This is a genomic window from Mesorhizobium waimense, from assembly GCF_003601975.1.
GTDB classification, from domain to species: domain Bacteria; phylum Pseudomonadota; class Alphaproteobacteria; order Rhizobiales; family Rhizobiaceae; genus Mesorhizobium; species Mesorhizobium waimense.
This window is the reverse complement of record NZ_QZWZ01000031.1, coordinates 13,754-39,675: the sequence shown is the minus strand read 5'-3', so window position 1 is coordinate 39,675 and position 25,922 is coordinate 13,754. Positions and strand designations below refer to the sequence as shown.

Annotated in this window: 32 protein-coding genes; 18 read left to right on the top strand and 14 right to left on the bottom strand. The window is 64.0% G+C overall.

Annotated features, from left to right (window positions below; all coding sequences use genetic code 11):
- Window positions 1-32: 32 nt before the first annotated feature.
- Together sugE and D3227_RS43885 are read right to left on the bottom strand one after the other, a co-directional pair.
- Complete coding sequence (gene sugE / locus D3227_RS28835) at window positions 33-347, bottom strand: quaternary ammonium compound efflux SMR transporter SugE (RefSeq protein ID WP_120017633.1); 315 nt, start codon at window positions 345-347, stop codon at window positions 33-35.
- A 250-nt stretch (window positions 348-597) separates the two neighbouring features.
- Entirely contained in the window at window positions 598-723 is a 126-nt protein-coding gene (locus D3227_RS43885; protein WP_006200611.1) for a hypothetical protein, read from the bottom strand.
- A 212-nt stretch (window positions 724-935) separates the two neighbouring features.
- Between D3227_RS43885 and D3227_RS28825 the strand changes: the two genes are divergently transcribed.
- The 3 genes from D3227_RS28825 (at window position 936) to D3227_RS28815 (ending at window position 3,295) form a co-directional block, all read left to right on the top strand.
- A complete protein-coding gene (locus D3227_RS28825) occupies window positions 936-1,745 on the top strand; it encodes a transglutaminase-like domain-containing protein (RefSeq protein ID WP_120017632.1) in 810 nt (269 codons plus the stop codon).
- A 117-nt stretch (window positions 1,746-1,862) separates the two neighbouring features.
- Entirely contained in the window at window positions 1,863-2,828 is a 966-nt protein-coding gene (locus D3227_RS28820; protein WP_120017631.1) for a cation diffusion facilitator family transporter, read from the top strand.
- Between the two features lie 62 nt (window positions 2,829-2,890).
- On the top strand, window positions 2,891-3,295 hold the full coding sequence (locus D3227_RS28815; RefSeq protein ID WP_120017630.1) for a GFA family protein: 405 nt from the start codon (window positions 2,891-2,893) through the stop codon (window positions 3,293-3,295).
- Window positions 3,296-3,311: 16 nt separating this feature from the next.
- Here the strand turns inward: D3227_RS28815 and D3227_RS28810 are convergent, their stop codons facing one another.
- The gene (locus D3227_RS28810; protein WP_120017629.1) at window positions 3,312-4,565 is read right to left on the bottom strand and encodes a DNA recombination protein RmuC; all 1,254 of its coding nucleotides are present in this window, start codon (window positions 4,563-4,565) and stop codon (window positions 3,312-3,314) included.
- A 103-nt stretch (window positions 4,566-4,668) separates the two neighbouring features.
- Here D3227_RS28810 and def point away from each other — a divergent pair, with 103 nt between their 5' ends.
- The 4 genes from def to truA are packed head-to-tail and all read left to right on the top strand — an operon-like array spanning window position 4,669 to window position 7,430.
- Window positions 4,669-5,199, top strand: coding sequence for a peptide deformylase (gene def, locus D3227_RS28805; protein WP_120017628.1), 531 nt, complete (start codon window positions 4,669-4,671; stop codon window positions 5,197-5,199).
- A gap of 4 nt (window positions 5,200-5,203) precedes the next feature.
- On the top strand, window positions 5,204-6,139 hold the full coding sequence (gene fmt / locus D3227_RS28800) for a methionyl-tRNA formyltransferase (RefSeq protein ID WP_120017627.1): 936 nt from the start codon (window positions 5,204-5,206) through the stop codon (window positions 6,137-6,139).
- Window positions 6,136-6,642 carry a GNAT family N-acetyltransferase gene (locus tag D3227_RS28795; protein WP_120017626.1) on the top strand — a complete coding sequence of 169 codons (507 nt, stop codon included), beginning with the start codon at window positions 6,136-6,138 and terminating at the stop codon, window positions 6,640-6,642. The genes fmt and D3227_RS28795 overlap by 4 nt, the downstream gene beginning before the upstream one ends.
- Window positions 6,643-6,662: 20 nt before the next feature.
- The gene (truA, locus tag D3227_RS28790) at window positions 6,663-7,430 is read left to right on the top strand and encodes a tRNA pseudouridine(38-40) synthase TruA (RefSeq protein WP_120017625.1); all 768 of its coding nucleotides are present in this window, start codon (window positions 6,663-6,665) and stop codon (window positions 7,428-7,430) included.
- 24 nt (window positions 7,431-7,454) lie between these two features.
- Here the strand turns inward: truA and D3227_RS28785 are convergent, their stop codons facing one another.
- Window positions 7,455-8,057, bottom strand: a complete 603-nt coding sequence (locus tag D3227_RS28785; protein WP_120017667.1) for a transporter — start codon at window positions 8,055-8,057, stop codon at window positions 7,455-7,457.
- An 18-nt stretch (window positions 8,058-8,075) separates the two neighbouring features.
- Window positions 8,076-9,275 carry a succinyl-diaminopimelate desuccinylase gene (dapE, locus tag D3227_RS28780; RefSeq protein WP_120017624.1) on the bottom strand — a complete coding sequence of 400 codons (1,200 nt, stop codon included), beginning with the start codon at window positions 9,273-9,275 and terminating at the stop codon, window positions 8,076-8,078.
- 116 nt (window positions 9,276-9,391) lie between these two features.
- Here dapE and D3227_RS28775 point away from each other — a divergent pair, with 116 nt between their 5' ends.
- Window positions 9,392-10,408, top strand: coding sequence for a 2-dehydropantoate 2-reductase (locus D3227_RS28775; protein ID WP_120017666.1), 1,017 nt, complete (start codon window positions 9,392-9,394; stop codon window positions 10,406-10,408).
- Window positions 10,409-10,422: 14 nt separating this feature from the next.
- Here the strand turns inward: D3227_RS28775 and D3227_RS28770 are convergent, their stop codons facing one another.
- The 4 genes from D3227_RS28770 to dapD all read right to left on the bottom strand — a co-directional run bounded on the left by D3227_RS28770 (window position 10,423) and on the right by dapD (window position 12,818).
- On the bottom strand, window positions 10,423-11,157 hold the full coding sequence (locus tag D3227_RS28770; RefSeq protein WP_120017623.1) for a hypothetical protein: 735 nt from the start codon (window positions 11,155-11,157) through the stop codon (window positions 10,423-10,425).
- 13 nt (window positions 11,158-11,170) lie between these two features.
- Complete coding sequence (locus D3227_RS28765) at window positions 11,171-11,545, bottom strand: DUF805 domain-containing protein (RefSeq protein ID WP_167480895.1); 375 nt, start codon at window positions 11,543-11,545, stop codon at window positions 11,171-11,173.
- Complete coding sequence (locus tag D3227_RS28760) at window positions 11,538-11,891, bottom strand: DUF805 domain-containing protein (protein WP_120017621.1); 354 nt, start codon at window positions 11,889-11,891, stop codon at window positions 11,538-11,540. The genes D3227_RS28765 and D3227_RS28760 overlap by 8 nt, the downstream gene beginning before the upstream one ends.
- A 72-nt stretch (window positions 11,892-11,963) precedes the next feature.
- Window positions 11,964-12,818: a 2,3,4,5-tetrahydropyridine-2,6-dicarboxylate N-succinyltransferase gene (gene dapD, locus D3227_RS28755; protein WP_120017620.1), complete on the bottom strand. Its 855-nt coding sequence runs from the start codon at window positions 12,816-12,818 to the stop codon at window positions 11,964-11,966.
- A 145-nt stretch (window positions 12,819-12,963) separates the two neighbouring features.
- Here dapD and D3227_RS28750 point away from each other — a divergent pair, with 145 nt between their 5' ends.
- Window positions 12,964-13,803: an LOG family protein gene (locus tag D3227_RS28750; RefSeq protein ID WP_120017619.1), complete on the top strand. Its 840-nt coding sequence runs from the start codon at window positions 12,964-12,966 to the stop codon at window positions 13,801-13,803.
- An 18-nt stretch (window positions 13,804-13,821) separates the two neighbouring features.
- Here the strand turns inward: D3227_RS28750 and D3227_RS28745 are convergent, their stop codons facing one another.
- A complete protein-coding gene (locus D3227_RS28745; RefSeq protein ID WP_120017618.1) occupies window positions 13,822-14,529 on the bottom strand; it encodes a pyrimidine 5'-nucleotidase in 708 nt (235 codons plus the stop codon).
- A 151-nt stretch (window positions 14,530-14,680) separates the two neighbouring features.
- On the opposite strand from D3227_RS28745, the gene D3227_RS28740 reads away from it, so the two are divergent.
- The 3 genes from D3227_RS28740 (at window position 14,681) to D3227_RS28730 (ending at window position 17,240) form a co-directional block, all read left to right on the top strand.
- A complete protein-coding gene (locus tag D3227_RS28740) occupies window positions 14,681-15,442 on the top strand; it encodes a GGDEF domain-containing protein (protein ID WP_120017617.1) in 762 nt (253 codons plus the stop codon).
- A gap of 188 nt (window positions 15,443-15,630) precedes the next feature.
- Window positions 15,631-15,804, top strand: a complete 174-nt coding sequence (locus D3227_RS41850; protein WP_167480894.1) for a hypothetical protein — start codon at window positions 15,631-15,633, stop codon at window positions 15,802-15,804.
- Window positions 15,801-17,240, top strand: coding sequence for a GMC oxidoreductase (locus D3227_RS28730; RefSeq protein WP_120017615.1), 1,440 nt, complete (start codon window positions 15,801-15,803; stop codon window positions 17,238-17,240). Before D3227_RS41850 ends, D3227_RS28730 begins: the two co-directional genes overlap by 4 nt.
- 108 nt (window positions 17,241-17,348) lie before the next feature.
- On the opposite strand, the gene D3227_RS41845 is transcribed toward D3227_RS28730, so the two are convergent.
- Complete coding sequence (locus tag D3227_RS41845; RefSeq protein ID WP_167480893.1) at window positions 17,349-17,516, bottom strand: hypothetical protein; 168 nt, start codon at window positions 17,514-17,516, stop codon at window positions 17,349-17,351.
- Window positions 17,517-17,611: 95 nt separating this feature from the next.
- On the opposite strand from D3227_RS41845, the gene D3227_RS28720 reads away from it, so the two are divergent.
- Window positions 17,612-18,094, top strand: a complete 483-nt coding sequence (locus tag D3227_RS28720) for a MarR family winged helix-turn-helix transcriptional regulator (protein ID WP_120017613.1) — start codon at window positions 17,612-17,614, stop codon at window positions 18,092-18,094.
- Between the two features lie 4 nt (window positions 18,095-18,098).
- On the opposite strand, the gene phhA is transcribed toward D3227_RS28720, so the two are convergent.
- Window positions 18,099-18,932 (bottom strand): phenylalanine 4-monooxygenase, encoded by an 834-nt coding sequence (gene phhA, locus D3227_RS28715; RefSeq protein ID WP_120017612.1) that lies wholly within the window; start codon window positions 18,930-18,932, stop codon window positions 18,099-18,101.
- A 136-nt stretch (window positions 18,933-19,068) separates the two neighbouring features.
- Here phhA and D3227_RS28710 point away from each other — a divergent pair, with 136 nt between their 5' ends.
- The 3 genes from D3227_RS28710 (at window position 19,069) to D3227_RS28700 (ending at window position 21,857) form a co-directional block, all read left to right on the top strand.
- Window positions 19,069-19,545 (top strand): Lrp/AsnC family transcriptional regulator, encoded by a 477-nt coding sequence (locus D3227_RS28710; protein WP_120017665.1) that lies wholly within the window; start codon window positions 19,069-19,071, stop codon window positions 19,543-19,545.
- Window positions 19,546-19,757: 212 nt separating this feature from the next.
- Window positions 19,758-21,305, top strand: a complete 1,548-nt coding sequence (gene bchE, locus D3227_RS28705; protein ID WP_120017611.1) for a magnesium-protoporphyrin IX monomethyl ester anaerobic oxidative cyclase — start codon at window positions 19,758-19,760, stop codon at window positions 21,303-21,305.
- A gap of 153 nt (window positions 21,306-21,458) precedes the next feature.
- Window positions 21,459-21,857, top strand: a complete 399-nt coding sequence (locus D3227_RS28700; protein WP_120017610.1) for a RidA family protein — start codon at window positions 21,459-21,461, stop codon at window positions 21,855-21,857.
- Between the two features lie 25 nt (window positions 21,858-21,882).
- On the opposite strand, the gene argB is transcribed toward D3227_RS28700, so the two are convergent.
- Complete coding sequence (gene argB, locus D3227_RS28695) at window positions 21,883-22,776, bottom strand: acetylglutamate kinase (protein WP_120017609.1); 894 nt, start codon at window positions 22,774-22,776, stop codon at window positions 21,883-21,885.
- A gap of 107 nt (window positions 22,777-22,883) precedes the next feature.
- Complete coding sequence (locus D3227_RS28690) at window positions 22,884-24,380, bottom strand: amidase (RefSeq protein WP_120017608.1); 1,497 nt, start codon at window positions 24,378-24,380, stop codon at window positions 22,884-22,886.
- A 151-nt stretch (window positions 24,381-24,531) separates the two neighbouring features.
- Between D3227_RS28690 and D3227_RS28685 the strand changes: the two genes are divergently transcribed.
- Together D3227_RS28685 and D3227_RS28680 are read left to right on the top strand one after the other, a co-directional pair.
- Entirely contained in the window at window positions 24,532-25,071 is a 540-nt protein-coding gene (locus D3227_RS28685; protein ID WP_120017607.1) for a sigma-70 family RNA polymerase sigma factor, read from the top strand.
- Window positions 25,068-25,787 carry an anti-sigma factor gene (locus D3227_RS28680; RefSeq protein ID WP_120017606.1) on the top strand — a complete coding sequence of 240 codons (720 nt, stop codon included), beginning with the start codon at window positions 25,068-25,070 and terminating at the stop codon, window positions 25,785-25,787. Before D3227_RS28685 ends, D3227_RS28680 begins: the two co-directional genes overlap by 4 nt.
- The last annotated feature ends 135 nt before the right edge of the window (window positions 25,788-25,922 follow it).

Genomic DNA, 25,922 nt, shown 5'->3' with positions numbered 1-25,922 from the left:
CCAAAATTTGTCAGGCACGGGAGCGGCCTGAATCAGGCTGCGAGCTTCAACCCCATGATGCCGCAGACGATGAGCGCGATGCAGCCGAGCCGGATAGCGGTCGCCGGCTCGCCGAGCAGCCAGATGCCAAGCAGCGCCGTGCCGACGGTGCCGATGCCGGTCCATACCGCATAGGCCGTGCCGACAGGTAGCGCCTTCAGCGCCATGCCAAGCAAGCCGAGGCTGACGATCATCGAGGCGATGGTGAGGACTGTCGGCAGCGGCTTCGAGAAGCCATCGGTGTATTTGAGGCCGATCGCCCAGCCGATCTCGAACAGACCGGCAAAGAACAAAAAAATCCACGACATGGGGAAACACTCCATTCGGTGCGTGTCGCCCAAAAGTGCGCGCGGTTTTGCGATAACGACACGCACACAGCAACACTTGATGGCGGGTCGTCCCGGCCGGATTTCGGAGAAAGCGCGAGGTCGTCCTCGCCGCGTCTATTTAGGAAGCTTCATTTGCCGATCAACAAAACACCGGCAGCATTGTTCATGCCGCCGGTTTGTAATCTGCGCCGAAACGGGTTGGCCGGGATCAGAAATATCCCAGAGCGGCCTACTTTTCCTTGAGCCTCATCGCCTTGACCGGTGGCGCCTTGAGCGCCGGGGCTGCGGCGGGCTTCTTCGCATCCTTCTTCGGCTTGCGGGCTTCCTTGCCCGCCTTCATCGCACCTTTAGCCATGATTCGCTCCTCCAATTAGTGGCCCCGAAGTGAAACAAGAGATTGGTCCGACTGCAAGAGCCTGTTGCATCTCGGCGCGCCAGTTGAGGTCCTGTCAACGCATTTTCTATTTTCCTCGTCAACGGCCCCGGTCCATGCGATGGTCTTGGCCGCACTGTAGCATCGATCCGGCTTTCGCCGGGTAACGATCAGGCAGGCCGGTCAGGACGAGAATGCGAATCCACATCGGCTGCGAGATGAGCTTCGACTTTCCGCAGGAAACACCTTTGATCGCGATGCTCAATGTCCACTATTCCAGGGCATCCGATCTCGAACGGCCGGATTTCCTGACTTCCAATCCGCCGGTGCCGATCGAAAGCTATCGCGACAGCTTCGGTAACTGGTGCAACCGTCTTGTCGCCCCGCCCGGGCGTTTCACCTTCGGCACCGACGCGGTGATCCGCGACCCCGGCACCTTCGAGATGGGCGACCTGATGGCCTGGCAACACGAGGTGCGCGACCTGCCGTCGGACACGCTCTTGTTCCTGCTGCCCAGCCGCTATTGCGAGAGCGATGTGCTGGCAAACGAAGCGTGGCGGCTGTTCGGTCACACTCCGCTCGGCGTTCGACGTGTCCAGGCGGTCTGCGACTTCGTTCACAACCACATCGTCTTCAACTACGGCAATGCGCGGCCGACGCGCACTGCCGCCGAGGCCTATCGCGAGCAAAGCGGTGTCTGCCGCGACTTCGCCCATCTCGCGGTCGCCTTCTGCCGGGCGCTGAACATCCCGACCCGCTACTGCACCGGCTACATCAGCGATATCGGCACGCCAAAACCGTGGTCGAGCATGGACTTCGCCGCCTGGATGGAGGTCTATCTGGGTGGCCGCTGGCACGCTTTCGATCCGCGCAACAACGCCCCGCGCATCGGCCGCATCGTGATCGCTTCCGGCCGCGACGCGGCCGATGTGCCGCTGACCCATATCTTTGGGCCGGGCACGCTCGCCGGCTTCAAAGTATGGACCGACGAGGTCGTCGAATAGGGCTCACGGTGCCCACCTTCCCACTGAACGACTGGACCGTTTGCGCGTTGTGAATGCCTGTGGAGCTTCGGCGGGGAGGCCGTCAAGTTCGGTGGGCATCGGACAGGGTAGAAAACCATGGCGGCGCATGGCGGGTCGAGGAAGGTCATCTATGCCGCGCTCGCCGGCAATCTCGCCATCGCGCTGACCAAATTCGCCGCCGCCTTCTTCACCGGCAGCTCGGCCATGCTGTCGGAGGGCGTTCATTCGCTGGTCGACACCGGCAATGGCGGGCTGCTGCTCTACGGCATGCGCCGCGCCGCGCGGCCGCCCGACCGAATGCATCCGCTAGGACATGGCCGCGAGCTCTATTTCTGGAGTTTTATCGTCGCACTTCTGGTCTTTGCACTCGGCGCCGGCGTGTCGTTCTACGAAGGCGTGGTGCACATCATGGCGCCCGAGCCGGTCGCCAATGGCATGGTGAATTATGTCGTGCTTGGCCTCTCCTTCCTGTTCGAGGGCAGTTCCTGGTACGTGGCGCTGAAGGAATTCCGCCGCGAGAAGGGTAGGCTCGGCTGGATCGAGGCGGTGCAGTTCAGCAAGGATCCGAGCGTCTACACCGTGCTGTTCGAGGACAGCGCGGCGCTGCTTGGCCTGATCGTCGCCTTTGCCGGCATCTTGGCGGCGGAGATATTCGCCATGCCCGAACTCGACGGCGCAGCGTCGATCGGCATCGCTATGATCCTCGGCGCCACCGCCATCTTCCTGGCCCGCGAAAGCAAGGGCCTGCTTTTGGGCGAACCGGCCTCGCCCGAGGTGCAGAAGAAGGTGCTTGCCATCGCCCAGCAGGACCCCGCGGTGCAGCGCGCCAATGGCATACTGAGCGTCCATATCGGTCCGCAGGAAATCGTCGCCGGCTTGAGCATCGAATTCGAGGACCACCTGAGGGCGCCCGAGATCGAAGCTTGCGTCGAGCGGCTCGAGGCCGTGCTGAAAAAGGAAATGCCGGAGATTTCGCGACTGTTCGTCAAACCGCAGGCGGCAGGAACCTGGGAGCGCCGACGCAAGGCGATCGTAGAGGCATCCGGAGAGGCTCTGGATTAGCCACCAGTTGCCTCGCGACTGCATCACGCTAAGATTACGGCTGGATTTCGGGAGAAGCGACAATGAGAATTGACGGCGGGTGCCATTGCGGCGCCATCACCTATGAGGCCGAGGTCGATCCGGAAAAGACCTCGATCTGCCACTGCACGGATTGCCAGAAACTGACCGGCACGGCCTTCCGGGTGACGGTACCGGCACCGGAAAGCAACTACAGGATCACCAGCGGCACACCGAAGGTCTATATCAAGACCGGATCCACTGGCGCCAAACGCGCCCAGGGCTTTTGCGGCGAGTGCGGATCGCATCTCTTTGCGACATCGGTCGGCGATGGCCCGAAGATCTACGGCATCAGGGTCGGCACGGCGCATCAGCGCGAGGAGCTGGTCCCGAGAAAACAGGTTTGGCACAGCTCGGCATTGCACTGGCTGCCGGAATTTGAGGGCATGACGACCGTCGAGGAGCAGTAGCAGCCGTTCCGGCGGCTCAGTCGTCGCCTTCGACCACACGCAGCCGCAGCTGGCCCGTTTTGGAATCGGCGACGCGCGCGCCGGCCTCGACCTTGCCGGCACCGGGGCGCGCCGCCTCGGCTTCGGCTTCCGCGAACTCCAGCGCTTCGATCTTCTGGCCGCGCTTGGTCACCTTCGACGTCGAGACGAGAATGTCGTCGATATCCTTCGTCGCCTGGCCGAAATGCGTCTGCAGCCGGCGCACCCGCTCGTCGACACGCGCCACGTCCTCCATCAGCCTGATAACCTCGCCCTGGATCAGATGCGCCTGCTCGCGCATGCGGGCATCCTTGAGGATCGCCTGGATGACCTGGATCGACAGCATCAGCAGCGACGGCGAGACGATGATGACACGGGCGCGATGCGCCTTCTGCACCACCGCCTCGAAATTCTCGTGGATCTCGGCGAACACCGATTCCGAGGGCACGAACATGAAGGCGGTGTCCTGCGTCTCTCCCTGGATCAGGTATTTTTCGGCGATATCGCGAACATGGATCTCGATATCGCGGCGGAATGCCTGCGCGGCAACCTTCTGGAAATCGGCGCCGTCGGCGGCACGGATGGCGTTCCAGGCTTCCAGCGGAAACTTGGCGTCGATGGCCAGCGAAGGCGCGCCGTTCGGCATCTTCACCAGGCAGTCCGGCCGGCTGCCGTTCGACAGGGTCGCCTGGAATTCGTAGGCGCCGTGCGGCAGGCCGTCGGCGACGATCGCCTCCATGCGCGACTGGCCGAAGGCACCGCGCGTCTGCTTGTTGGAGAGGATCGCCTGCAACTGCACCACCTGGCCGGCGAGCGACTGGATGTTGCCTTGCGCCGTATCGATCACCGCCAGCCGCTCTTGTAGCTTTGCCAGGCTCTCATGCGTCGATTTGGTCTGCTCGGTCATGGTCTGGCCAAGACGCCCGGTCATCGCATCAAGCCGCTGGCCGATCGACTGGGTGAGTTCGGCCTGCCGCGCGCCGAACACTTCGGCGATCGCGCCCATGCGGCCCTTCATCTCGGCCTGGCTCTGCAGGATGCCGGCCATCCGCGCCTCCGCATCGCGGGCGTGGTCGGCGGCTTCCGCGGCCGCCACCGCGCGCGCCCTGGCCGACCGCCACAGCGCGACGACCAGGGCCAGGAATAGGCCGAGAAACAGCACCGTGCCGAAGGCCAGCGCATGGCCGAGCGTGAACGTACTGGCGCCGAGCCGAGCGACGGGTTCGGAAAGGATCGAGGTCAGGTCGTTCATGGTGCCAGCATAAATGATTCGGTCCGCTGGCACAGATCAAAACGTGAACGGTCTTCGATTGTCCCCGTTGACGCTTTTCGCATGACGTCTTAGGTGAGACGCCATGTCGATCAAGCCGCTCATCATTCTTCCCGATCCCGTCCTGCGCCAGGTTTCCAAACCGGTCGAGCGCGTCGACGCGCCCTTGCGCAAGCTGGCCGGCGACATGCTGGACACCATGTATGACGCGCCCGGCATCGGTCTCGCGGCGATCCAGATCGGCGAGCCGCTGCGCATGCTGGTCATCGACCTCGCCAAGGAAGACGAGACGCCGGCGCCGCATGTCTTCATCAATCCCGAAATCCTCGAAAGCGCCGACCAGCGTTCGGTCTACGAGGAAGGCTGCCTGTCGATCCCGGATTATTATGCCGAGGTCGAGCGCCCTGCCTCGGTACGGGTGAAATATCTCGACCGCGACGGCAAGCTGCAGGAGATGGAGGCCGAGGGCCTGATGGCGACCTGCCTGCAGCATGAGATCGACCATCTCAACGGCGTGCTGTTCATCGACCATATCTCGAAGCTGAAGCGCGACATGGTGGTCAAGAAATTCAAGAAGCTCGCCAGGGACAAGGCGCCGGGCAAGATGGTGGGATAGGGGCATGCCCCTTCGCGTCATCTTCATGGGCACGCCGGAGTTCTCCGTCCCGGTGCTGCGGGCGATCGCCGAGGCCGGCCACGAAATACCAGCCGTCTACACGCAGCCGCCCCGCGCCGCCGGCCGGCGCGGGCTGGAGCTGACGCCGTCACCGGTGCAGCGCGAGGCGGAACGATTGGGCATCGAGGTGCGGACGCCGACATCGCTGAAGGGCGAGGCGGAGCAGCAGGCCTTCGCCGCCCTGCGCGCCGATGTCGCAGTGGTCGTTGCCTATGGGCTGCTGCTGCCGAAGGCCGTGCTCGAGGCGACACGGCTCGGCTGTCTCAACGGCCATGCGTCGCTTCTGCCGCGCTGGCGCGGTGCCGCTCCCATCCAGCGCGCCATCATGGCCGGCGACACCGAGACCGGCATGATGGTGATGCGGATGGAAGAGGGTCTCGACACCGGGCCGGTGGCGATGGTTGAAAAATGCGCCATAGCACCCGATATGACGGCCGGCGAGTTACATGACCGGCTGATGGACATGGGCGCTTCGCTGATCGTGGAAGCATTGACGCGGCTGGGGATAAATTGTCTGACATTTACCCAACAGGCGACGGCGGGGGTGACCTACGCCAAAAAGATCGATAAATCGGAGACACGCGTAGACTGGACGCGGCCTGCCGGCGAAGTCCACAATCACATTCGCGGCCTCTCGCCCTTTCCGGGCGCGTGGTGCGAGGTCGACATTGGCGGCCGCATGGAGCGGCTGAAACTGCTTCGCTCGACGCTTACGGATGGCGTCGGCGAGTCGGGAGGAATTCTCGATGACCGGCTGACGGTCGCCTGCGGGTCGGGCGCGATCAGGTTGGTCGAAGTTCAACGGGCGGGCGGAAGGTCCACCACCGCGCAGGAGTTTTTGCGCGGAGCCAAGATCGAAAAAGGAACGAAACTCTCATGAGCATGATGTCGATACGCGCGGCGACGCCGCGGGATCGCGAGGCGATCCGCCTCGTCGAGGAACATGCATTCGGCCAGCAGGCGGAGGCCGGATTGGTCGACGCGCTGGTCACCGGCGGCGATGCCGTCGTCGAGCTGGTGGCGGAAGAGGACGGCCAGGTGGTCGGCCACATCCTGTTTTCCAGGCTGTACGTCCAGACCGGCGCCAAGAGCTTTCCGGCCGTGGCGCTGGCGCCACTCGCTGTCGAGCCGTCCTTCCATGGCTCAGGCATTGGCGGCGCGCTGATCCGCGAGGCGCATATCCGGCTCAAGGATGCCGGCGAGAGTCTGGCCGTGGTGCTGGGCGATCCGGCCTATTACGGCCGCTTCGGCTATGCCCATGCCCGCGCCGAAAACTTCGAGAGCGAATATCAGGGCGAGGCGCTGCAGGCGCTGGCCTGGGGCGACGCTCCCGAGGCAGGCAAGCTCGTCTACGCTTCTGCCTTTACCGCACTCGCCGCCTAAGCGGCGAGTGCACTTCGCATATGCCGCGTTTTCGCCTCGACATCGAATATGACGGCAGCCAATTTGCCGGCTGGCAGCACCAGGCGGACCAGCCTTCGGTGCAGCAGGCGATCGAACAGGCGATCGACAAATTCTGTGGCGAGGCGGTGCGGTTGCGCGCCGCCGGCCGCACCGATGCCGGCGTCCATGCGACCGCCCAGGTGGCGCATGTCGACCTCGCCAAGGCGTGGCCGAACGATAAGGTGCGCGACGCCGTCAACGCCCATCTGCAAATGGCCGGCGCGCGCATCGCCATCCTCAAGGCGGCGGTCGTGTCTGACGACTTCGATGCGCGCTTCTCGGCGACCCGCCGCCACTATCTCTACCGCATCGCCAACCGGCGCGCCCCGGCGGCGCTGGACAAGGGCAAGGTCTGGTGGGTGCCGAAGCGGCTCGACGCCGCCGCCATGCACGAGGCGGCCAAGCTGCTGCTCGGGCGGCATGATTTCACCACCTTCCGCTCGACCCAGTGCCAGGCCGAAAGCCCAGTCAGGACGCTCGACCGTCTTGACGTCAGCCGCGAGGGCGACCTGATCGAGGTCAGGGCCTCGGCGCGCTCCTTCCTGCACAACCAGGTGCGCTCGATGGTCGGCTCGCTGAAGCGCGTCGGCGACGGCAGTTGGAGTGGCGCCGATCTCAAGGCAGCGCTCGACGCACATGACCGCGCCGCCTGCGGCCAGGTGGCGCCGCCCGACGGGCTTTTCCTCGTTGGCGTCGACTACCCGCAGGCTGCTGGGGAAACCAGCTAGGCGGGACCGCGGTTCGGTCGAAGATCAGCTCTCGATGCTGGTCGGTATGGTGATGCCCAGCAGCGCCTGCAGCCCGAACAGCACGGCCAGTGACGCCACGAACATGCCGGCAAAGACCGCGGTGCCGACAGCCGCGCCCCTGCCGAAGACGGCATTGGTCATGCGCCAGGTCAGCACCATCGAAAGCGCAAACAATAGCAGCGACACCAGCCCCGAGACTTCGTCGGACGGCAGGAAAAGCCTGATAAGCGCCGACGGCAGCATCAGCCAGGCGATGATCGCCGATGCCCAGTTGCTGGCGACGACATAATGGACGAAGCGGCCGCCAAGGCCGAGGCGCGGCGCGACCAGCGCCAGCCCGACCAGCGGCAGCACCCAGGAGCCGATATCGACGGTCGCCAGCCGCAGAAGCATGCTGAAGCGCCCGGCGAATGCGTTCGGGTCGCCGATCTCGTTGGCGATGCCGACCCAGCCGACGATCAGCGCCGGTGCCGCCACCACGATGGCGAAGAAGGAATTCCAGAAACCGTCGGCCGAAAGGTCGAGCAGGCGCAGACCGTCGGCCTTGCCGAGCATCAGCCGCCAGGCGCCAGCCAGCGAAGCGTAGGTTTCATCGGCCGAAAGCATGATCACACCGAAGCATGGTTACGCCGCGCCTCGCTCGAACCAGTCTTCGATGAAGCGCTGGTAGATCTGCGTCAGCGTCTCGAGGTCGGCAAGTGCGACGCGTTCATCGACCATGTGCATGGTCTTGCCGACCAGACCGAATTCGACCACCGGACAATAATCCTTGATGAAGCGGGCATCCGATGTGCCGCCCGAGGTCGAGAGTGCCGGCTTCCTGCCGATGGCCGTCTTGACCGACTGGCTCAGCGTCTCGATCAGCCGGTCGTCGCGGGTCAGAAACACGTGACTCGGCCGGTCGCGCCAGACAATGTCGTAGTCGACCGGCGTCTTCTTGCCCGGCCGGTATTTTGTGCGGCCGGCCGCCTGGTCGAGGCGATTGTGGATCTCGGCCTGGATGGTCTCGGCCGTCCATGTGTCGTTGAAGCGGATGTTGAAGGTCGCCGTCGCCTTCGCCGGAATGACGTTGGTGGCCGGGTTGCCGACGTCGATGGAGGTCACCTCCAGGTTGGTCGCCTGGAAATCTTTCGTTCCCTCGTCGAAGGCTGGATAAAGCAAGGCATCGACCAGGCTCATCAGCCCGCGTACCGGGTTGTCGGCAAGCTGCGGATAGGCGGCGTGGCCTTGGCGGCCGTTGACGACAACGCTGCCGGACAGCGAGCCGCGCCGGCCGATCTTGATCATGTCGCCGAGCGCGTCCGGATTGGTCGGCTCGCCGACGATCGAGGCATCCCATTTCTCGCCCTTGCCGGCGGCCCATTCGAGCAGCTTTGTCGTGCCGTTGATCGCCGGGCCTTCTTCGTCGCCGGTGATCAGCAGCGAGACCGAGCCCTTCGGGCCGCCATTCTCCTCGACGTGGCGCGCCACCGCCGCGATGAAACAGGCGATGCCGCCCTTCATGTCGACGGCGCCGCGGCCATACATCTCGCCATTGGCGATGTCGGCGGCGAAGGGCGGGTGCGTCCAGGCGGCTTCGTCGCCGACCGGCACCACGTCGGTATGGCCGGCGAACATCAGATGCGGACCATTGCCGGAGCGCCGCGCATAGAGGTTTTCGATGTCCGGCGTGCCGTCTTCCGAAAACACCGGACGCTCGACCGAAAATCCCAGCGGCTTCAGCATGTCTTCCAGCGCGCCGAGCGCACCGCCTTCAGCGGGCGTCACCGAGGCACAGCGGATCAGGGCGGCGAGGTTTGCGGCGGGGTCGGTCGGCAATTTCATGGGCAAAGCGATAGTCGAAAGCGGAAGGCCTGTCACGGCCAGACATCATGGCCAGCCATGGCGCCGACAATATGGTTTTCATGCCGTATAGTTACCAGCCAATAAAGGACTATCGCATGGCCAACAACGACAGTCTGGTCGCAATAGCCGGTGCCGGCAGCATCGGCTGCTATGTCGGCGGCTGTCTGGCGCTGGCCGGCCGGCGGGTCAATCTGCTGGCGCGGCCACGCATCGGCGAGGCGGTGCGCCAGGATGGTTTGCGGGTCACCGATCTAGACGGCCGCGACCGCCGCGCCGCGCCGGAGGCGCTGTCGGCCACCGCCGATCCGGCGGCCGCCCTGCGCAATGCCGAAGTGATCCTGGTGATGGTCAAGAGCGGTGGAACAGAAGAAATGACTGCGCTGATCGCCGCCCATGCCCGCCCGGACGCGGTGGTCATCAGCCTGCAGAATGGCGTCGATAATGCCGACCGGCTGCGGGCCGCGTTGGCCGGCCGGCAAGTGCTTGCCGGCATGGTGCCGTTCAACGTCGTCCAGTCGCCCGACGGCGAGCCGCTGCGCGTGCACCGGGCCAGCGAGGGCAAGGTGATGATCGAGGACGGCGTGGCCGGCCTGGCCGAATTGCTTGCTGTCGAGGGGCTGACGGTCGAAACCCATGGCGACATGGCAGCGGTGCTGTGGGGCAAGCTTTTGATGAACCTCAACAACGCGCTGGTGGCGCTGTCCGGCCTGCCGCTGGCGACCGAACTCGCCGACCGCCGCTGGCGGCTGATCCTCGCCGGCCAGATCGGCGAGGCGCTGGCGGCGATGAAGGCTTGCGGAATCAAACCCGCACGGATTGCCGGCCTGCCCCCTGCACTGATGCCAAAAGTGCTCCGCCTGCCGGACTGGCTGTTCAAGCGTCTGGCACGGCGCATGCTGGCTATCGACGCCGAAGCGCGCTCCTCGATGTGGGACGATCTGCAGCGCGGCCGGTCGACGGAGATCGTCGAGCTGCAAGGCGCGGTGCTTGGCCTGGCGCAAAGGGCAGGCGTGCCGGCGCCTGTGACGGCGCGCGTCGCGGCTTTGGTGCGTGAAGCCGAGCGGCAACGGCAAGGCTCGCCCGGGCTGAGCCCGGAAGCGGTCAGGGCCTGAAAGACCCCGATGGATCAGGGTTGGTTCTTTTTCCCTGTTCGGCCATCCTGAGGCCGGCCTTCGATCAGGGTGATCTTCTGCCAGATCTTGCGCGACAGGTTGGAGGCCAGGTTCTCAATGTCGTTGACGCCATCTATGACGACGTCGTCGTTGACGGACTGGGCGAACAGCGCGGCGATCTTGCCGGTGATCGACAGCATTTCCGAGCAATAGTCGAGGTAGCGGGCGAGGTCGGCGGCATTGGTGATGCGGGCCGGCGAATGCGCGGTCGGCTTGAAACTGGCGGAAAGCGTCGCCGGGTCCTTGGTCAGCTGGTGCATATCGATGACATGGATCAGCGAGCGCAAGCCGTGCAGCTGGCGAAACACCTGCTTGCGCTTGATGCGCTCCTCCGACCGAATCAGCGCCAGGAAGCCGACAATGGCGAGGATGATCATGTTGAGAGAGGCTTCTATGCCTTGCACCGACTGGACGGCGTCGCCGGGTTTGGAAATGCGGTCGAACGGCAGGACGGTGCCGACGAACAGGAACATCAGCGTCCCGGCGACGACGGCAGCGACGATGAGAACGCGCAGCCACCAGATCGGCGCTTCCAGCGCCTTGGCGCCCTTTGCCAGGTCGCGGGACAAGGAGACCAGCTCGGCGGCGACGCCGCGCAGGCCGGCATCGGGAAAACGCTCGGCGACGCGCTCCTCAAGTTTTTCGGCCGTCTCGATGATCAGTTTCGGGTCAAGCGTGCGGTAGCGCATCGACCGGTCCCCGTCAGTCGGCCGGCGCGTTGGTGCGCCTGCCGTAGCGGTTGGGTCCTGGCTGTCCGGGAAAAAGGCAGAGCACCAGGAAGGCGATGATCGAGACGACCGGCACGAACAGCACCAGCGCCGCGATGCCCGGCTTGTCGAGATCGTGTAGCCGCTTCACCGCCAGAACGATGTTCGACCACAGCGAGGCGATGAAGGCGACGAAGAAGATGAACGACCACATATTGCTCTCGGGCGAACCCTCCGCCACCAGCGTGAAGCGGTAGAGCGGAAAGGCCTGCACGATGGCCACCAGCAGCCCGCCGAGAAAATAGGCAGCGCGGCTGACGCGGCCTGAAGTCTTGAAGAAAAGCCAAATGAGGTCAGATTTTTCAGGCAAGCGGGTCCGGTCCATACTGATTGGCGCCCCTGGTGCCTTCGAGAATACCAAGCTCGACCAGCATCCAGATGCCGCCGATGATCGGCACGAGTCCGATCAGCGACCACCAGCCCGACTTGTCCCGGTCGTGCCAGCGTTTGGCGTAGACGGCGAAAACGCTATAGAGCATGGCAAGCGCGTAGATCACATACACAAAACCATATGGCATGCCGTTGAATGTCGTGCCGATGATGTTGTCGATAATCGCTGCAACAAGCGCGCCGACGAATATCACGCCAACGCAGGCCCAGAGCTTGCCGCGATTTATGCGGCCTTCATAGCTGGTCAGAAGGAATTTCCAGTCCATGTCACCCCTCCATCTCGAACCAGCGCGACGGATTGTCGCGCTGGCGGAAGGTGCGTCCGTTTCCGGAAAAGATCAATCGCGCAGCAATTCGTTGATCGAGGTCTTGGAGCGGGTCTTGGCGTCGACGCGCTTGACGATGACGGCGCAGTAGAGGCCGGGCCCGGGCTCGTTGTTCGGGAAAGCCTTGCCCGGCAGGGATCCGGCGACGACCACCGAATTGGGCGGCACTTCGCCATAGAAGATCTCGCCGGTGGCGCGGTCGACGATCTTGGTCGACTGGCCGATGAACACGCCCATGCCGAGCACCGAGCCTTCACGCACGATGCAGCCCTCGACCACTTCCGAACGGGCGCCGATGAAGCAATTGTCCTCGATGATGGTCGGGCCGGCCTGCATCGGCTCCAGCACGCCGCCGATGCCGACGCCGCCCGACAGATGCACGTTCTTGCCGATCTGCGCGCAGGAGCCGACAGAGGCCCAGGTGTCGACCATGGTGCCGCTGTCGACATAGGCGCCGACATTGACGAAGGACGGCATCAGCACCGCGCCCGGCGCGACATAGGCGGAGCGGCGCACGATCGACGACGGCACCGCACGGAAGCCGGCCTTTTCGAAGTCGACAGCACTCCAGCCGTCGAACTTCGACGGCACCTTGTCCCACCACACCGCTTCGCCCGGACCACCCTTGATGATCTCCATCGGGTTGAGCCGGAACGACAGCAGCACCGCTTTCTTCAGCCACTGGTTGACGTGCCACTTGCCGTCGGACTGGCGCTCGGCGACGCGAGCGGCGCCGCGGTCAAGCAGGTCGAGTGCCGAGTGGATGGCGTCGCGCGTCTCGCCGCGGGTCGCGGTCGAAATCGTGTCGCGCTCCTCGAAGGCCTTCTCGATGGTCGTTTCGAGGCTCGCCAGATCAGGCTTCGACATGATTTCGCTCCGTTACCAAGCTGTTAAGGGGCAGCGCCTTAACCTGTTTTGAAAGTCGCGCGGACCCTATGTTAAGGCTTATTGGGGGTCAATCGCGAGTGCGCCATGGGACGGCGCAAGTGAATTATTGGGACGGGTAGAGCAAATGACGCCAATGGAAAAGGCGGGGTGGACGCCGCTGCCGCATTCGGACGAGGATCTGGAGCGCGCAAAAAGCGTGCCGGACACGCCGCAGACGCGCGCCGACACCTATCGGCTGGCCTGGAACGACCCCGAGTTCATGACGCGGCGCGAATTGCGCGCGGTGCGGCTGCAGCTCGAGCTCTTGAAGCCGGAGATGATCCTGGCCGAACGCGGCATCCGTTCGACGGTGATCCTGTTTGGCGGCGCGCGCATTCCCGAGCCCGGCGGCGAAGCCTGGGCGGCGAAGAACGAGACGCAGAAGAAGAACCTCGAGCTGAACAGCCGGTATTACGAGGAGGCGCGCAAGTTCGCCCGCCTCTGCTCGCAGCAGTCGGCGACCTCCTACTACCGCGAATTCGTCGTCGTCACCGGCGGCGGGCCCGGCGTCATGGAGGCCGGCAACCGCGGCGCCGACGATGTCGGCGCACCGTCGATCGGCCTCAACATCGTGCTGCCGCACGAGCAGGCGCCGAACGCCTATGTGACGCCCGAGCTCTGCTTCAATTTCCACTATTTCGCCATCCGCAAGATGCATTTCGTCATGCGCGCCAAGGCCGTCGCCGTGTTCCCCGGCGGCTTCGGCACGATGGACGAATTCTTCGAGACGCTGACGCTGATCCAGACCGGGCGCATGGAGCGCGTGCCGGTGATCCTGTTCGGCAAGTCCTTCTGGCAAAAGGCGATCGATCTCGATTTCCTGGCCGAACAGGGCACGATCACGCCCGGCGACCAGGACATCATCGATTTCGTCGACACCGCCGACGAGGCCTGGGGCATCATCGGCCGCTTCTACAATCTCTGAGCGTAACGGGCCCGCGTCTCAGGCGGGCACTTCGACGATCGCCGTGAGAAAAGTGGCTAGATCGTCGGTGACGAAATCGACGTCGTCCTCGTTGGCCGGGTCGCGTTCCCAGATCTCCGAGAAGGTCGGCTCGAAGTGGCGCGGCACCACCAGCACCGTGGTCATGCCCAGCGACTTCGGCACGGCCAGATTGCGGGCAAGGTCTTCGAACATCACCGCATTGTGGCCAGTGACGGCGTGCAGCTCGGCAAACCTCTCATAGGTCTGGCGTGCCGGCTTGGGGTTCAATCCGGCCGCGACGATGTCGAAGATGGCGTCGAAATGCTCGAGTATGCCGAGCTGGCGCGCGGTGCGTTCGGCATGCCTGCGATCGCCATTGGTGAAGATGAACTTGCGGCCGGGCAACTGGCGAATCGCGGCTCCGAGGACCGGATCGGGCACCAGCCACGAATAGTCGATGTCGTGGACTTTCTCGAGAAAATCGTCGGGGTCGATGCCGTGGCGCGTCATCAGCCCGTTCAGCGTCGTGCCATACTCCAGGTAGAGTTCCTTCTGCAGCTTGCGCGCCTCGTCGCGTGGCAGCGTCAAAAGCTCTCCGACATAGGCGGTCATCTTCACGTCGATCTGCGCGAACAGGTTCGAATGGTGCGGATAGAGCGTGTTGTCGAGATCGAACACCCAGTCGGTGACATGGGCGAAGCGTGCGGGGTCAGGCAGCGTGGTCATGCCTCCTTATGGCACGCTGGTCAGGTGCTTATCCACAACTTATGCGCGTCGAAAGACGTGAAAGTGGGGCCGCGTTTCAAATTTTAAGCATCGCCGAAAGGTGGTCTTCAGGGCTTGCTGGGCACACAAGAAGTTCTGTGGGGAGCCAGCGATGAATCGCCTAATTCTGAAATCCGCCGCCGTCGCTTTCGGCTCGGTAGCAGTCTCGCTTTTGTTGACGCTGATCATCGTCCCCGCACTGGGCTTCCCGATCAACCGCACGATCTGGCTGACCTCCACAGTCTGCCCGCTGGCCCTCGCCTGGATCGCCAGTGCAACCACCTTCTGGCAGAGCGAGAGGTTGAAAAGCGCGCATCGCGAACTCGCCCGGGCACACGCCCAGCTTGCCGCCGCGCATCGGCGCCTGTCGGAAAAAGCCAGCCGCGACGACATGACCGGCATGCTCAACCGCGAGAGCTTCTTTGCCGCGCTCGACGGCTCACGGCGCAAATCCGATCGCGGTGCGCTGCTGATCATCGATGCCGACCACTTCAAGAAGATCAATGACAGCTTCGGCCATCTAACCGGCGACGACGCGCTGCTCTTGATCGCCGCCGCCATCGAACGCGGCGTGCGCAGCGGCGACGTGCTCGGCCGCATCGGCGGCGAGGAATTCGCCGCCTTCCTGACCGGCGCCACCGAACAGGAGGCCAAACACGTCGCCGAGCGCATCCGCCGCGAGGTCGAACTGATCCGCTTCCGCCCCGTCGACCAGCGTACGGTTCCGCTGACAGTCAGCATCGGCGGCACCACCTGCGGCGAAGGTATCGGCGTGTCCGACCTGATGCGCGCCGCCGACCGCCGGCTCTACGAGGCCAAGCATCGTGGCCGCAATCTCGCGATCCTCGACCGCGATGTCCCGGAAGCCGCCTGAGGCCCACATCGCATCAGCGCCTCTACCGGCGATCGGAAAATCCTAACCTTGTTTGCACTCAACCGGCCCGGTTACCCGGTTGCAGCAGGTCTTCCGCCCAGCTTGGCACGAAACTGGCTTTTCCTGACGGGCGTGTGCCGTTCAGGGAATGCCATGCGTGGATCGAAGCCCCCATCGAAAGACATGCCATGACCTTCTTCACCGGGAATTTCTTCACCAGAAAAATGCCGCGCCGCATGATCGTGCAGATGCTCATCGCACTGCCGGCATTGTCGCTGTTCCGCAACCAGGCTGTCGTCGTCGACCCCGACGAGATCGTCGAGGTCAATGGCTGGATCCTCAAGCGGAGCGACCTCGCATGATTTTCGACAGTTACGAGGCCTTTCGCGCGGCCAACTTTACCGCCAAGGTCTGCATCCTCGGTTCCGGTCCAGCCGGCACGACGATCGCCAGAAAACTTGGCGCCGCGGGCATTCCGGTTGTCGTGCTGGAGGCGGGCTCGCGCGAATTCAGCGACGAGTCGCAGGAGTTCTATCGCGGCACCACGGTCGGCGATCTCTATTTCGACCTCGACGTCACGCGGCTGCGCTTCATGGGCGGCTCCTCGAACCATTGGGCCGGCTGGTGCCGCGTGCTCGACAAGCAGGATTTCGAGCCCAAGGCCTGGGCACCGGACACCGGCTGGCCGATCAGCCGTGCCGATATCGAGCCCTATCTGCCTGAGGTGCACGACATCCTCGAGATCCCCGACTTCCGGCCGGATGTGCCGATTTCGGACGACATCCGCTGGATACAGCTGATCAAGAGCCCGGCTGTGCGCTTTGGCGAAAAATTCGCCGGCGAGCTGAACGCGAGCAAGAACATCGCCGTGGTGCTCAACACCTATGCCACCGAGCTCGCCGGCGACGGCAAGCGGGTGACCGGCGCCAGGCTATGGTCGAACGGCCAGGACGCCGGCGCCTTCAGTGCCGATTATTTCATCACCTGCACCGGCGGGCTGGAGAATTCTCGGCTGCTTCTGTGGTCGAACCAGCGCTCGAATGGCGGCGTCGTGCCGAACGCCACCGCGCTCGGCCGTTACTGGATGGAGCACCCGACCTTCGAGGGCGGCAATGCCATCCTCGCCGACTATGGCGAGTTCGAGGTCGATGCCGACAACGAGGCCTTCTTCTCGCCGACGCTGGCCGCGATGGAACGGCTGCAGATCATGAATTTCGGTATCAGGCTGATCGAGACGCCCTATCCCCACGTCAAGCGACTGATCGCCGACCTGGCCTGCACGGCGCCCGACATGGCCGAATGGATGTCCTCCAGGCTCAGCCAGAACCTGCGCTGCGCCGCCCAGCTCTATGTCGCCTGGGAACAGGCGCCTCTGGCCTCGAACCAGATCGAACTGTCGAAGACCAATGTCGACCATGCCGGCGTGCCGCGCATCGAACTGCATTGGAAAAAGTCGGAACTGGAACGCCGCACCTTGCTGGAGGGGTTGAGGCTGTTCGGCACGACGCTGGCTCAGAAGAATCTCGGCCGCGTGCGCATCGCCGACTGGATCGGCAATGGCGGGGACTATCCGACCAACGAGGAAACCGCCGGCCATCATCATATGGGCGGCACGCGCATGGGCACGGATGTGACTAGAAGCGTCGTCGACGTCAATTGCAAGGTCCATGGCATGGACAATCTCTATGTCGGCGGCTCCTCGGTGTTCTGCACGTCAGGCGAGTGCAACCCGACGACGACCATCACCGCATTGGCGTGCCGGCTGGGTGACCACCTCGGCAAGATGATCACAGTGTGACGAAGTCATCACACCGTCTGACGCCTCCGCCGGCACCGTCCGAGACGCCGGGACGTGACGGCCATGCCGGGCGCCAATGATGGCGACCGGCAGAGCCGGGGGCATGGCTCAAAAGCCGTAAACGGCGATGCGCACCAGCACGGCCGCGGCGGCCAGCGCCACCAGCAGGATGCCGAGGCCGATGGGCGACCCCCAGCCATACCATTCCATGGCCAGCTTGGCGTATTTGAACTCCTCCTCTTGCGAGAGAGGGGCGCGGTGTTGGATCAGGCTCATTTTTTCACTCCTTGTTGGCGGCTGGTCCTTGCCTTGCGCGAGCCACAGCCGCATATTGATGCAATCGTCTTAATGTTAGACAGATTGATAGTTAGATGATCGAAATAAAATCGTCAAGCACAAATCGTCCCGAAATGGCCGAGGCGATCAGCCTTGCCATCATGCGCTGGCAGGATGCGACGCAGGCTTATGACGAGGCGGTGGGCGCAAAGCTTGGGCTGAACGCGGCCGAGCGGCATTGCCTCGGGCTGCTCTATGGCGGCCCGCAATCGGCAGGCGCGGTCGCGGTCGCGACGGGCTTGACGCCGGCCGCCGTTACCGCGCTGATCGACCGGTTGGAGGCACGCGGGTTCCTCACTCGCACGCGCAACCTGGAAGACAGGCGCAAGGTGGTCATCGAGGCGACGGAGCGCACGCGGGACCTGTCGGCGCGCTATTACGGTGCCATTGCGCAGGAGGGGCAAAAGGTAATGGCCAGCTTCAGCGATGCCGAGCTGGCCACCATATTGCGGTTCACCACCGCGGCACTCGACCTGCAGCGCGAGCAGCTTGCCCGTCTGAAGACCGAGACCGCCTGAATGGTCAGACGGCTGCCGGGTCGAGCGCCGGCTTGTCCTTGTTGCGTCCGACGATGCCGGCCATGTCGGCGGTCTGGAAGGCATCGCGCAGGACATCGAAGGATGGCAGCACGAAATAGGCGCGCTGGAACTTGTCGATCTCGTAGCCGGTACGCATCACCGTTTCGAGGTCGAAGGGCACGTGGTGTGCGTCCTTGCCCTCGACAGCGAACTGCAGCTCGGTGAAGGATGACATCAACCCGGCGCCGAAAGCCTTCAAAGGCTGGCCGGCTTCCTGCATCAGCCCGTATTCGGCGGTGTACCAGTACAGGCGGGTAATCATCTCGTCGCCGCCGAGCGCGATCACGTCCTCGGCCTTCTGGCCATACATCTGCATGAAATCGGCGAAGACGGGCTGCGTCAGGATCGGCACGTGGCCGAAGAAGTCGTGGAACATGTCCGGCTCGACAATATAGTCGAGCTCGTCTCGCGTCCTCAGCCAGTTGGTGACCGGGAAGCGGCGGTTGGCGAGATGGTCGAAGAACGGCGCGGCGGGGATCAGCCCCGGCACGGCGACGATTTCCCAGCCGGTGAGCTTGCGCAGCTTTTCGCTGACCGCGCCGAAATCCGGGATCCTGTCGAGAAGCCCAAGTGCCGCGACGCCATCGAGATAGGAGTGCTGGGCGAGCTGGCGTGTCAGCTTCGTCTGGCGGTCGCACAGGGTGCGCCACACCGCCTGCTCGTCGGCGCTGTAGTCATAGCCCTGCGCCACGGTGAAATCGGCGCGGCAGACCGAATAATCGCCGCGCAGCCCCTGCGCCGCACATTCCCTTGCATAGTCGGCAACGCTCATCGTCATGGCTGTTCTCCTCATGAATTCATGGCCAGTCGTGAGCAATTCTAGCCCGAGACGGCGAGGCAAATCCGCTTTGATGGTGGCCCAAACGTAGCATTTGAGGTAAAAGGCACTATCGGAAAGCTGTTGGAGAGTGAAAATGCCTCAGTTTGACGAGTTCGAAATCAGGATGCTCGATATCCTGCAGCGCGACGGCCGCAAGCCGGTGTCTGAGCTCGCCCAGGAGATCGGCCTGTCGACAACGCCTTGCGCGCGGCGCTTCGAGGCCCTGCAGGACACCGGCATCATCAAGGGCTTTGCCGCCGTCATCAGCCGTCGCGCTGTTGGCCTGACGGTCGAGGTGTTCATCCAGGTGCGGCTGGTCAGCCACAGCGACGGCTCGCCGGAAAGCTTCATCGCCGCCGTGCAGCGCATGGACGAAGTGTCCGCCTGCTGGACGATGACTGGCGACCACGACTTCCTGCTGCATGTCATGGTGCCATCGGTCGACGAGCTCAACCATTTCGTCATGCACAGGCTGATGCGGCTCGATGGCGTGCGCGATGTCCACACCCAGCTCGTGCTGCAGAACATCAAGGGCCCGGGCCATGTGCCGCTCGCGCACCTTCGACGCTAGAGCCTGTTCCATCCCGATGAATCGGGATGGGGCTCTATCCTTTTTTTGGCATGATCTTTTCTGAAAACCAGTTCCCACTTTTCAGGATCATGCTCGAGACAGCCTTCCCGCCAATTCTGCGGAAAAGCTGCACGCAAACTGCGCAACAGCGCCAAGTCCGGATCGTGATCGGCGGCTAGGAACCTGCGGACCGTCACCGCAAGGGGTCCGCCATGAACATCGTCCTGATCAATCCGCCGCACACCGCCATCGGCAGCCGCGTGCCCGACGACCATCTGCCGCCGTTCGGGCTCCTGGCGCTGGGCGGTCCGCTGCTCGATGCCGGCCACCAAGTGCGCCTCGTCGATGCCGAGTTCGGGCCGATGCCGCTTGCCGTGCTCGTCCGCGACGCCTTGAGCTGCCAGCCGGACTGCATCCTCATCGGCCATTCCGGCTCGACCTCTGCGCATCCGACGGCCTTGCGCATCGCGCAGATGCTGAAGGCTCACGCTCCGGCGACGATCGTCATCTATGGCGGCGTGTTCCCGACCTATCACTGGCGTGACATTCTCGCTGAAACGGATGCCTTCGACTTCATCGTGCGCGGCGAGGGCGAGGCCACCATCGCAGCACTCATCGAGGCGCTGCAACGGCGCCAGTCGCTGTCCGAGGTGCCTGGCATCGCCTTTCGTGACGATTTGCGCCGCCCCTTCGCCAGCCAACCGGCGAAGACGATCGCCAACCTCGACGAATACCGCGTCGGCTGGGAACTGATCGACCACGGCCGCTACAGCTATTGGGGTGGCAAGCGCGCCGTGGTCATGCAGTTTTCCCGTGGCTGCCCGCATCTCTGCAATTACTGCGGACAGCGCGGTTTCTGGACCCGCTGGCGGCACCGCGACCCCAGGAAATTTGCTCAGGAGATTGCCTGGCTGCATCGCCAGCACGGCGTCGAACTGATCAACCTCGCCGACGAGAACCCGACGGTTTCGAAGAAGGCATGGCGCGCCTTTCTCGACGCGTTGATTGCCGAGAACGTGCCGGTGCTGATCGTCGGCTCGACCCGTGCCGACGACATCGTGCGCGACGCCGACATCTTGCACCTCTATCGCAAGGCGGGTGTCATCCGCTGGCTGCTCGGCATGGAAAACACCGACGAGCAGACGCTGCAATTGATCCGCAAGGGCGGCAGCACCTCCTCCGACCGCGAGGCGATCCGATTGCTGCGCCTGCATGGCATCCTGTCGATGGCGACCTGGGTGGCCGGCTTCGAGGATGAGGGCTTTCGCGATCTTTGGCGCGGTTTTCGCCAGCTCATCGCCTATGACCCGGACCAGATTCAGGCGCTCTATGTCACGCCGCACCGCTGGACGCCGTTCTTCCGTATCGCCCGGGACCGCAAGGTTATCCAGCTGGACGCCCGCCTGTGGGACTACAAGCACCAAGTTCTGCAGATGACACGGCTCAAACCCTGGATGCTGTTCTTCAGCGTTAAGTTGATCGAGCTCGCGGTGCAATCGCGGCCCAAGGCGCTGGCGCGCATTCTGTTCCACAGAGATCCCGAGCAGCGCCATTCGATGCGCTGGTACACGCAGATGGGCCGCCGCGTCTGGTTCCGCGAGGTCTGGGGTTTCCTCGTCCGCGACCGCCGCCTGAAGGACGGCCCGACGCTGGCCGAATTCTGGGGGGCGCCGCAGGACCAGGAAGAAGAATCGATGACGGTCGTGCGCCCGCCGCGCAAGCCGGCCGAAGCGGCCGCCGCGATTTCGCCGGGCGCCTGACCGGCACGCGGCAATTTTCAGAGACATACGCGACGTATGCATATTGACATACGCATGGTATGCACTCACATCTGACATACGGGGCGTATGTAAACTGGAGCGCAGCTCGCGATCGTCGGGAGATCCGGCCTGCCGTGTCTATATGGAGTGAAAATGACCAAACGTGACGCGATCTTCCCTGCCGGCAGGCAGGCTCTCTACGAGATAAACCGCTATTCGGCGGCGATCCGCTCGGGCGACTTTTTGTTCGTCTCGGGCCAGGTCGGCAGCCGCGAGGACGGGTCGCCCGAGCCGGTCTTCGAAAAGCAGGTCCAGCTTGCCTTCGACAATCTCGCGGCAGTGCTGAAGGCCGCCGGCTGCACATTCGACGACATTGTCGACGTCACCACTTTTCACACCGACCCGGCCGCGCAGTGGCAGGCAATCGATGCCGTTCGAATGAAGGTGTTCGGTGAACCGCCCTACACGAACTGGACCGCGGTGGGCGTGAACTGGCTGGCCGGCTTCGACTTTGAAATAAAGGTCATCGCGCGCCTGCCTCAGCCTGCCTGATCGACTGGCTTCGGCCAGTTGCAGCTCAAGGCACGATCAGCGTGCCGGCGCCGTGCTCGGTGAACAATTCCAGCAGCACCGAATGCGGCGTCTTGCCGTTGAGGATGACGACGCCTTCGACGCCGCGCTCGATCGCCTCGATGCAGGTCTCGACCTTGGGGATCATACCGCCCGACACCGTGCCGTCCTTGATCAGCGCCTTGGCTTCGGCCACGGTCAGCTCGTCGATCAGTTTCTTGTTCTTGTCGAGCACGCCTGGCACGTCGGTGAGAAACAGAAGCCGCGAGGCCTGGCAGGCGCCGGCGATGGCGCCGGCAAAAGTGTCGGCATTGATGTTGTAGGTATGGCCGTCGCGGCCGGGCGCCACCGGCGCCAGCACCGGGATCATTTCCGAGCGCGCCAGCAGGTCGAGCAACGTGCGGTCGACCTCGACCGGCTCGCCGACAAAGCCGAGGTCCAGCACCCGCTCGATGTTCGAATCCGGGTCGATCATGGTCTTGCGCGCCTTTTCGGCGAACACCATGTTGCCGTCCTTGCCGCACAGGCCGATCGCCCATTCGCCCTCGGCATTGATGAGCGCCACGATCTCCTTGTTGATCGAACCGGCCAGCACCATCTCGACGATCTCGACCGTCTTCTGGTCGGTGACGCGCAGGCCGCCCTCGAACTTCGATTCGATGCCCATCTTGTTGAGCATGGCGCCGATCTGCGGCCCGCCGCCATGCACGACGATCGGGTTGACGCCGGATTGTTTCAACAGCGCGATGTCGCGGGCAAAGGCCTTGCCGAGCTCGTGGTCGCCCATGGCATGGCCGCCATATTTCACCACCACCGTCTTGTTCTCGTAGCGCTGCATGTAGGGCAGCGCCCTGGAGAGCAGCGCGGCCTGCATTTCGGCGGTGGCGGCGATGTCCGTCATCGGTATGGATCCCAGCTTGGCATGAACGGCGGCGTCTTAGCGGGAATTGGCGCAGGCCGCAAACGGCTTTGCTGTCACAAATTGATGAAATCGCGCATAGCGGATTCCTAGGTCGGTGCCTTGAGCGGCGCCCGGCGCTTCTGCCAGCCCGAAATCTTCTCCATCTGCGCGGCCAAGGACAACAGCGTCTCTTCGTCGCCCGGACGCCCTGCGGCCTGGATGCCAAGCGGCAGGCCGGCCGCGGTGACATGCACAGGCAGCGCGATCGATGGCTGGCCGCTGACATTCTGGATCGCCGGCCAGTGGGTGAACCAAAGGCTCTTGTCCATCAGTTGCCCGAACAGCGACTTCATCTTCAAAAGCCGGGTGAGGTGCATCTTGTCCAGCATGTTCTCGATGAATTCGTCGGCGCCCTTCGGGTCCATGGCGCCGCAGGCGAGCGGCGGGTGCGCGATGATCGGCATCAGCACGGCGTCATACTGCGCGGTCTCAGCGATCAGCCGGCGCGACGTGGCCTGGAGCCGATGCAGGATCTCATAGATCTCGCCGGCCGGAATGATCTCGCCGAAACGGCTGAGCACGCGCGTGGCGCGCTCGATGTCTCCGGCAACAGAGCGGCCGACGCGCAAGGCCTCGGCACGCATGGTGCCGGCGACGGCGGAAGCCACCGTCTTGCAGAAATCGGCCATGAAGTCGCGATCGATATAGGCCAGGTCGATCTCTTCTACCGTGTGGCCGCCCTCGCGCGCCAGCGCCACCGCCGTGTCCAGCGCCGTCAACGTCTCGGCCGAAATCGGCAGGCCGAGCGGCGATTTCCGGTAGACGGCGAGCTTGAGCTTGCCGGGATCGCGCGCCGCCGCGGCGGTAAAACTGCCTTTCGGCGACGGTGCGGCATAAGGTGACAGCGGATCGGCGCCGTGGGTCAGGTCGAGCAGCAGAGCGGTATCGCGGACCGAGCGGGCGACCGCGTGGTCGACGACCATGCCGTACCAGCTCTCGCTGACCAGCGGCGTCAGCGGCACGCGGCCGCGCGCGGTCTTCAGCCCGACCAGCCCGCTGCAGGCCGACGGCACCCGGATCGAGCCGCCGCCGTCCGAGGCATGCGCCGCCGGCACCACGCCGGCCGCCACCAGCGCCGCCGCACCGCCGGACGAGCCGCCGGTCGTGTGGCCCATGTTCCACGGATTGCGGGTGATGCCGAAAGCTGCCGACTCGGTCATCAGCCTTAGCCCATGCTCGGGCGAGGTGCTGGTGACGATCGGAATGAGGCCGGCGGCAAGGTAGCGCTCGGTCATCACCGAATTGAAGTCGGCGGTGAAAGCCGGGATGCGGCTGCCGCCATGGCTCGGCACACCTTTGATGGCGATGCCGAGGTCCTTGATCGCGAAGGGCACGCCGGCAAGCGGCAGCTTGCGGTCGACGGCTTTGGCGCGCGATCGCGCAGCGTCATAGAGCGGCTCGGCGATGGCGTTGATATCAGGGCGGGTCGCCTCGGCGCGGGCGATCGCCGCATCGACAAGCTCCTGTGGCGAGACCTCTCCTTGCTGCACCAGCCCGGCCAGGCCGGTTGCATCCTGCTCCCACAACACCCGTTCAACCGACATCGCCGCCCTCTCCCGCCTGGCCGGAGGCTAGCGGCAGGCGATTCGCTTGGCAACGGCGGATGATTTGTCGGCGGCAAGCAGAAGCGCTTGGGTTGGTGAACAACATCGTTTCGGCGATTGCAAATATAACGCAATCGCCTAATTTGCGGGCATGGCGCCGCAGGACATCAGCAAGCTGATCGTCCGGACTTCGATGAAGGACCGGGCCGCGTTCGATCTGCTCTACAGGCAGACAAGCGCGAAACTTTTCGGCGTCTGCCTTCGTGTATTGAACGACCGGGGAGATGCGGAAGAAGCGCTTCAGGAAGTCTTCGTCAAGATATGGACCAAGGCGGACCGTTTCGCTGTCTCTGATCTGAGCCCGATTTCCTGGCTGGTGGCCATAGCGCGCAATCATGCGATCGATCGCATCAGGGCGCGGCGGGTGCCTGCCGCCCATATCGATGCCGCGCTCGACGTGGCCGATCCGGCGCCGGGACCGGAGGCCATGGTTGTGGCGGGCGGTGAGTCCGAACGCATCTACCATTGTCTCGATGAATTGGAAAAGGACCGGGCGGCGGCCGTTCGGGGCGCCTATCTGAACGGCGAAAGTTATGCCGAACTTGCGGAACGCCACAGTGTTCCGCTGAACACGATGCGGACCTGGCTGCGGCGCAGCCTGTTGAAACTCAGGGAATGCCTGGAAAGATGACGCTGGCAGAGGACAACGGACCGGAACGTGGAGGCGACGACCTGTTCGCCGCCGAATACGTTCTTGGCGTGCTCGCCATGGACGAGCGTCAGATCGCGTCCCGCCGCATCGACACCGAAACCGCTTTCGCCCGCCTGGTCGACAACTGGGAAGTGCATTTTTCGCCGATGGCCGCCGCCTATCCCGAGATAGAGCCCCCGGCCTCAGTCAAGCCAGCGCTCGACCGCCGGCTGTTCGCCTCCTCGTCCGCGGCGGCACCGCCTCGCGCCGGCCTCTGGTCGAGCCTTGGCTTCTGGCGCGGCCTTGCCGCGGCCGCCGTCGCCGCGCTCGCCATCTACGTCGCCGTGCCTTACCTCAGCCCGCCGGCCGTGGCGCCGCAGGAGCGGCTTGTCGCCTCTCTGGCCGCCGACGGCAGCGACGTCAAATATCTCGTCGTCTATGATGCCGCGCGCCGCGATGTCGGCCTGTCGCTGGTTTCCGGCGAGCGTGCCGCCGGCAAGGACTTCGAGCTATGGATGATCGAGGGCAAGAATGCCCCGGTCTCGATGGGCGTCATCCCGGCTGGCCAGACCACGCACCTGACCGTTGCGCCGGCCGTCCAGCAGAAGCTCGCGCAAGGCGCCGTGCTTGCCGTCAGCGTCGAGCCGACAGGTGGCTCGCCGACCGGCCAGCCGACCGGGCCTGTCGTCGCCGCGGGCGATCTCAAGGGCATCTGATCCTCTCCGAAGTTACGATTCGCTTGCGCAAGAAGATTTTTAATCAATCTGCAACGGCAGAGAGCGCCGACAAGCATATAATCTGGCAAAGAGTCGATAGGAGAAATTTCAATCGCTGCATGCTCGAGCTAAAAC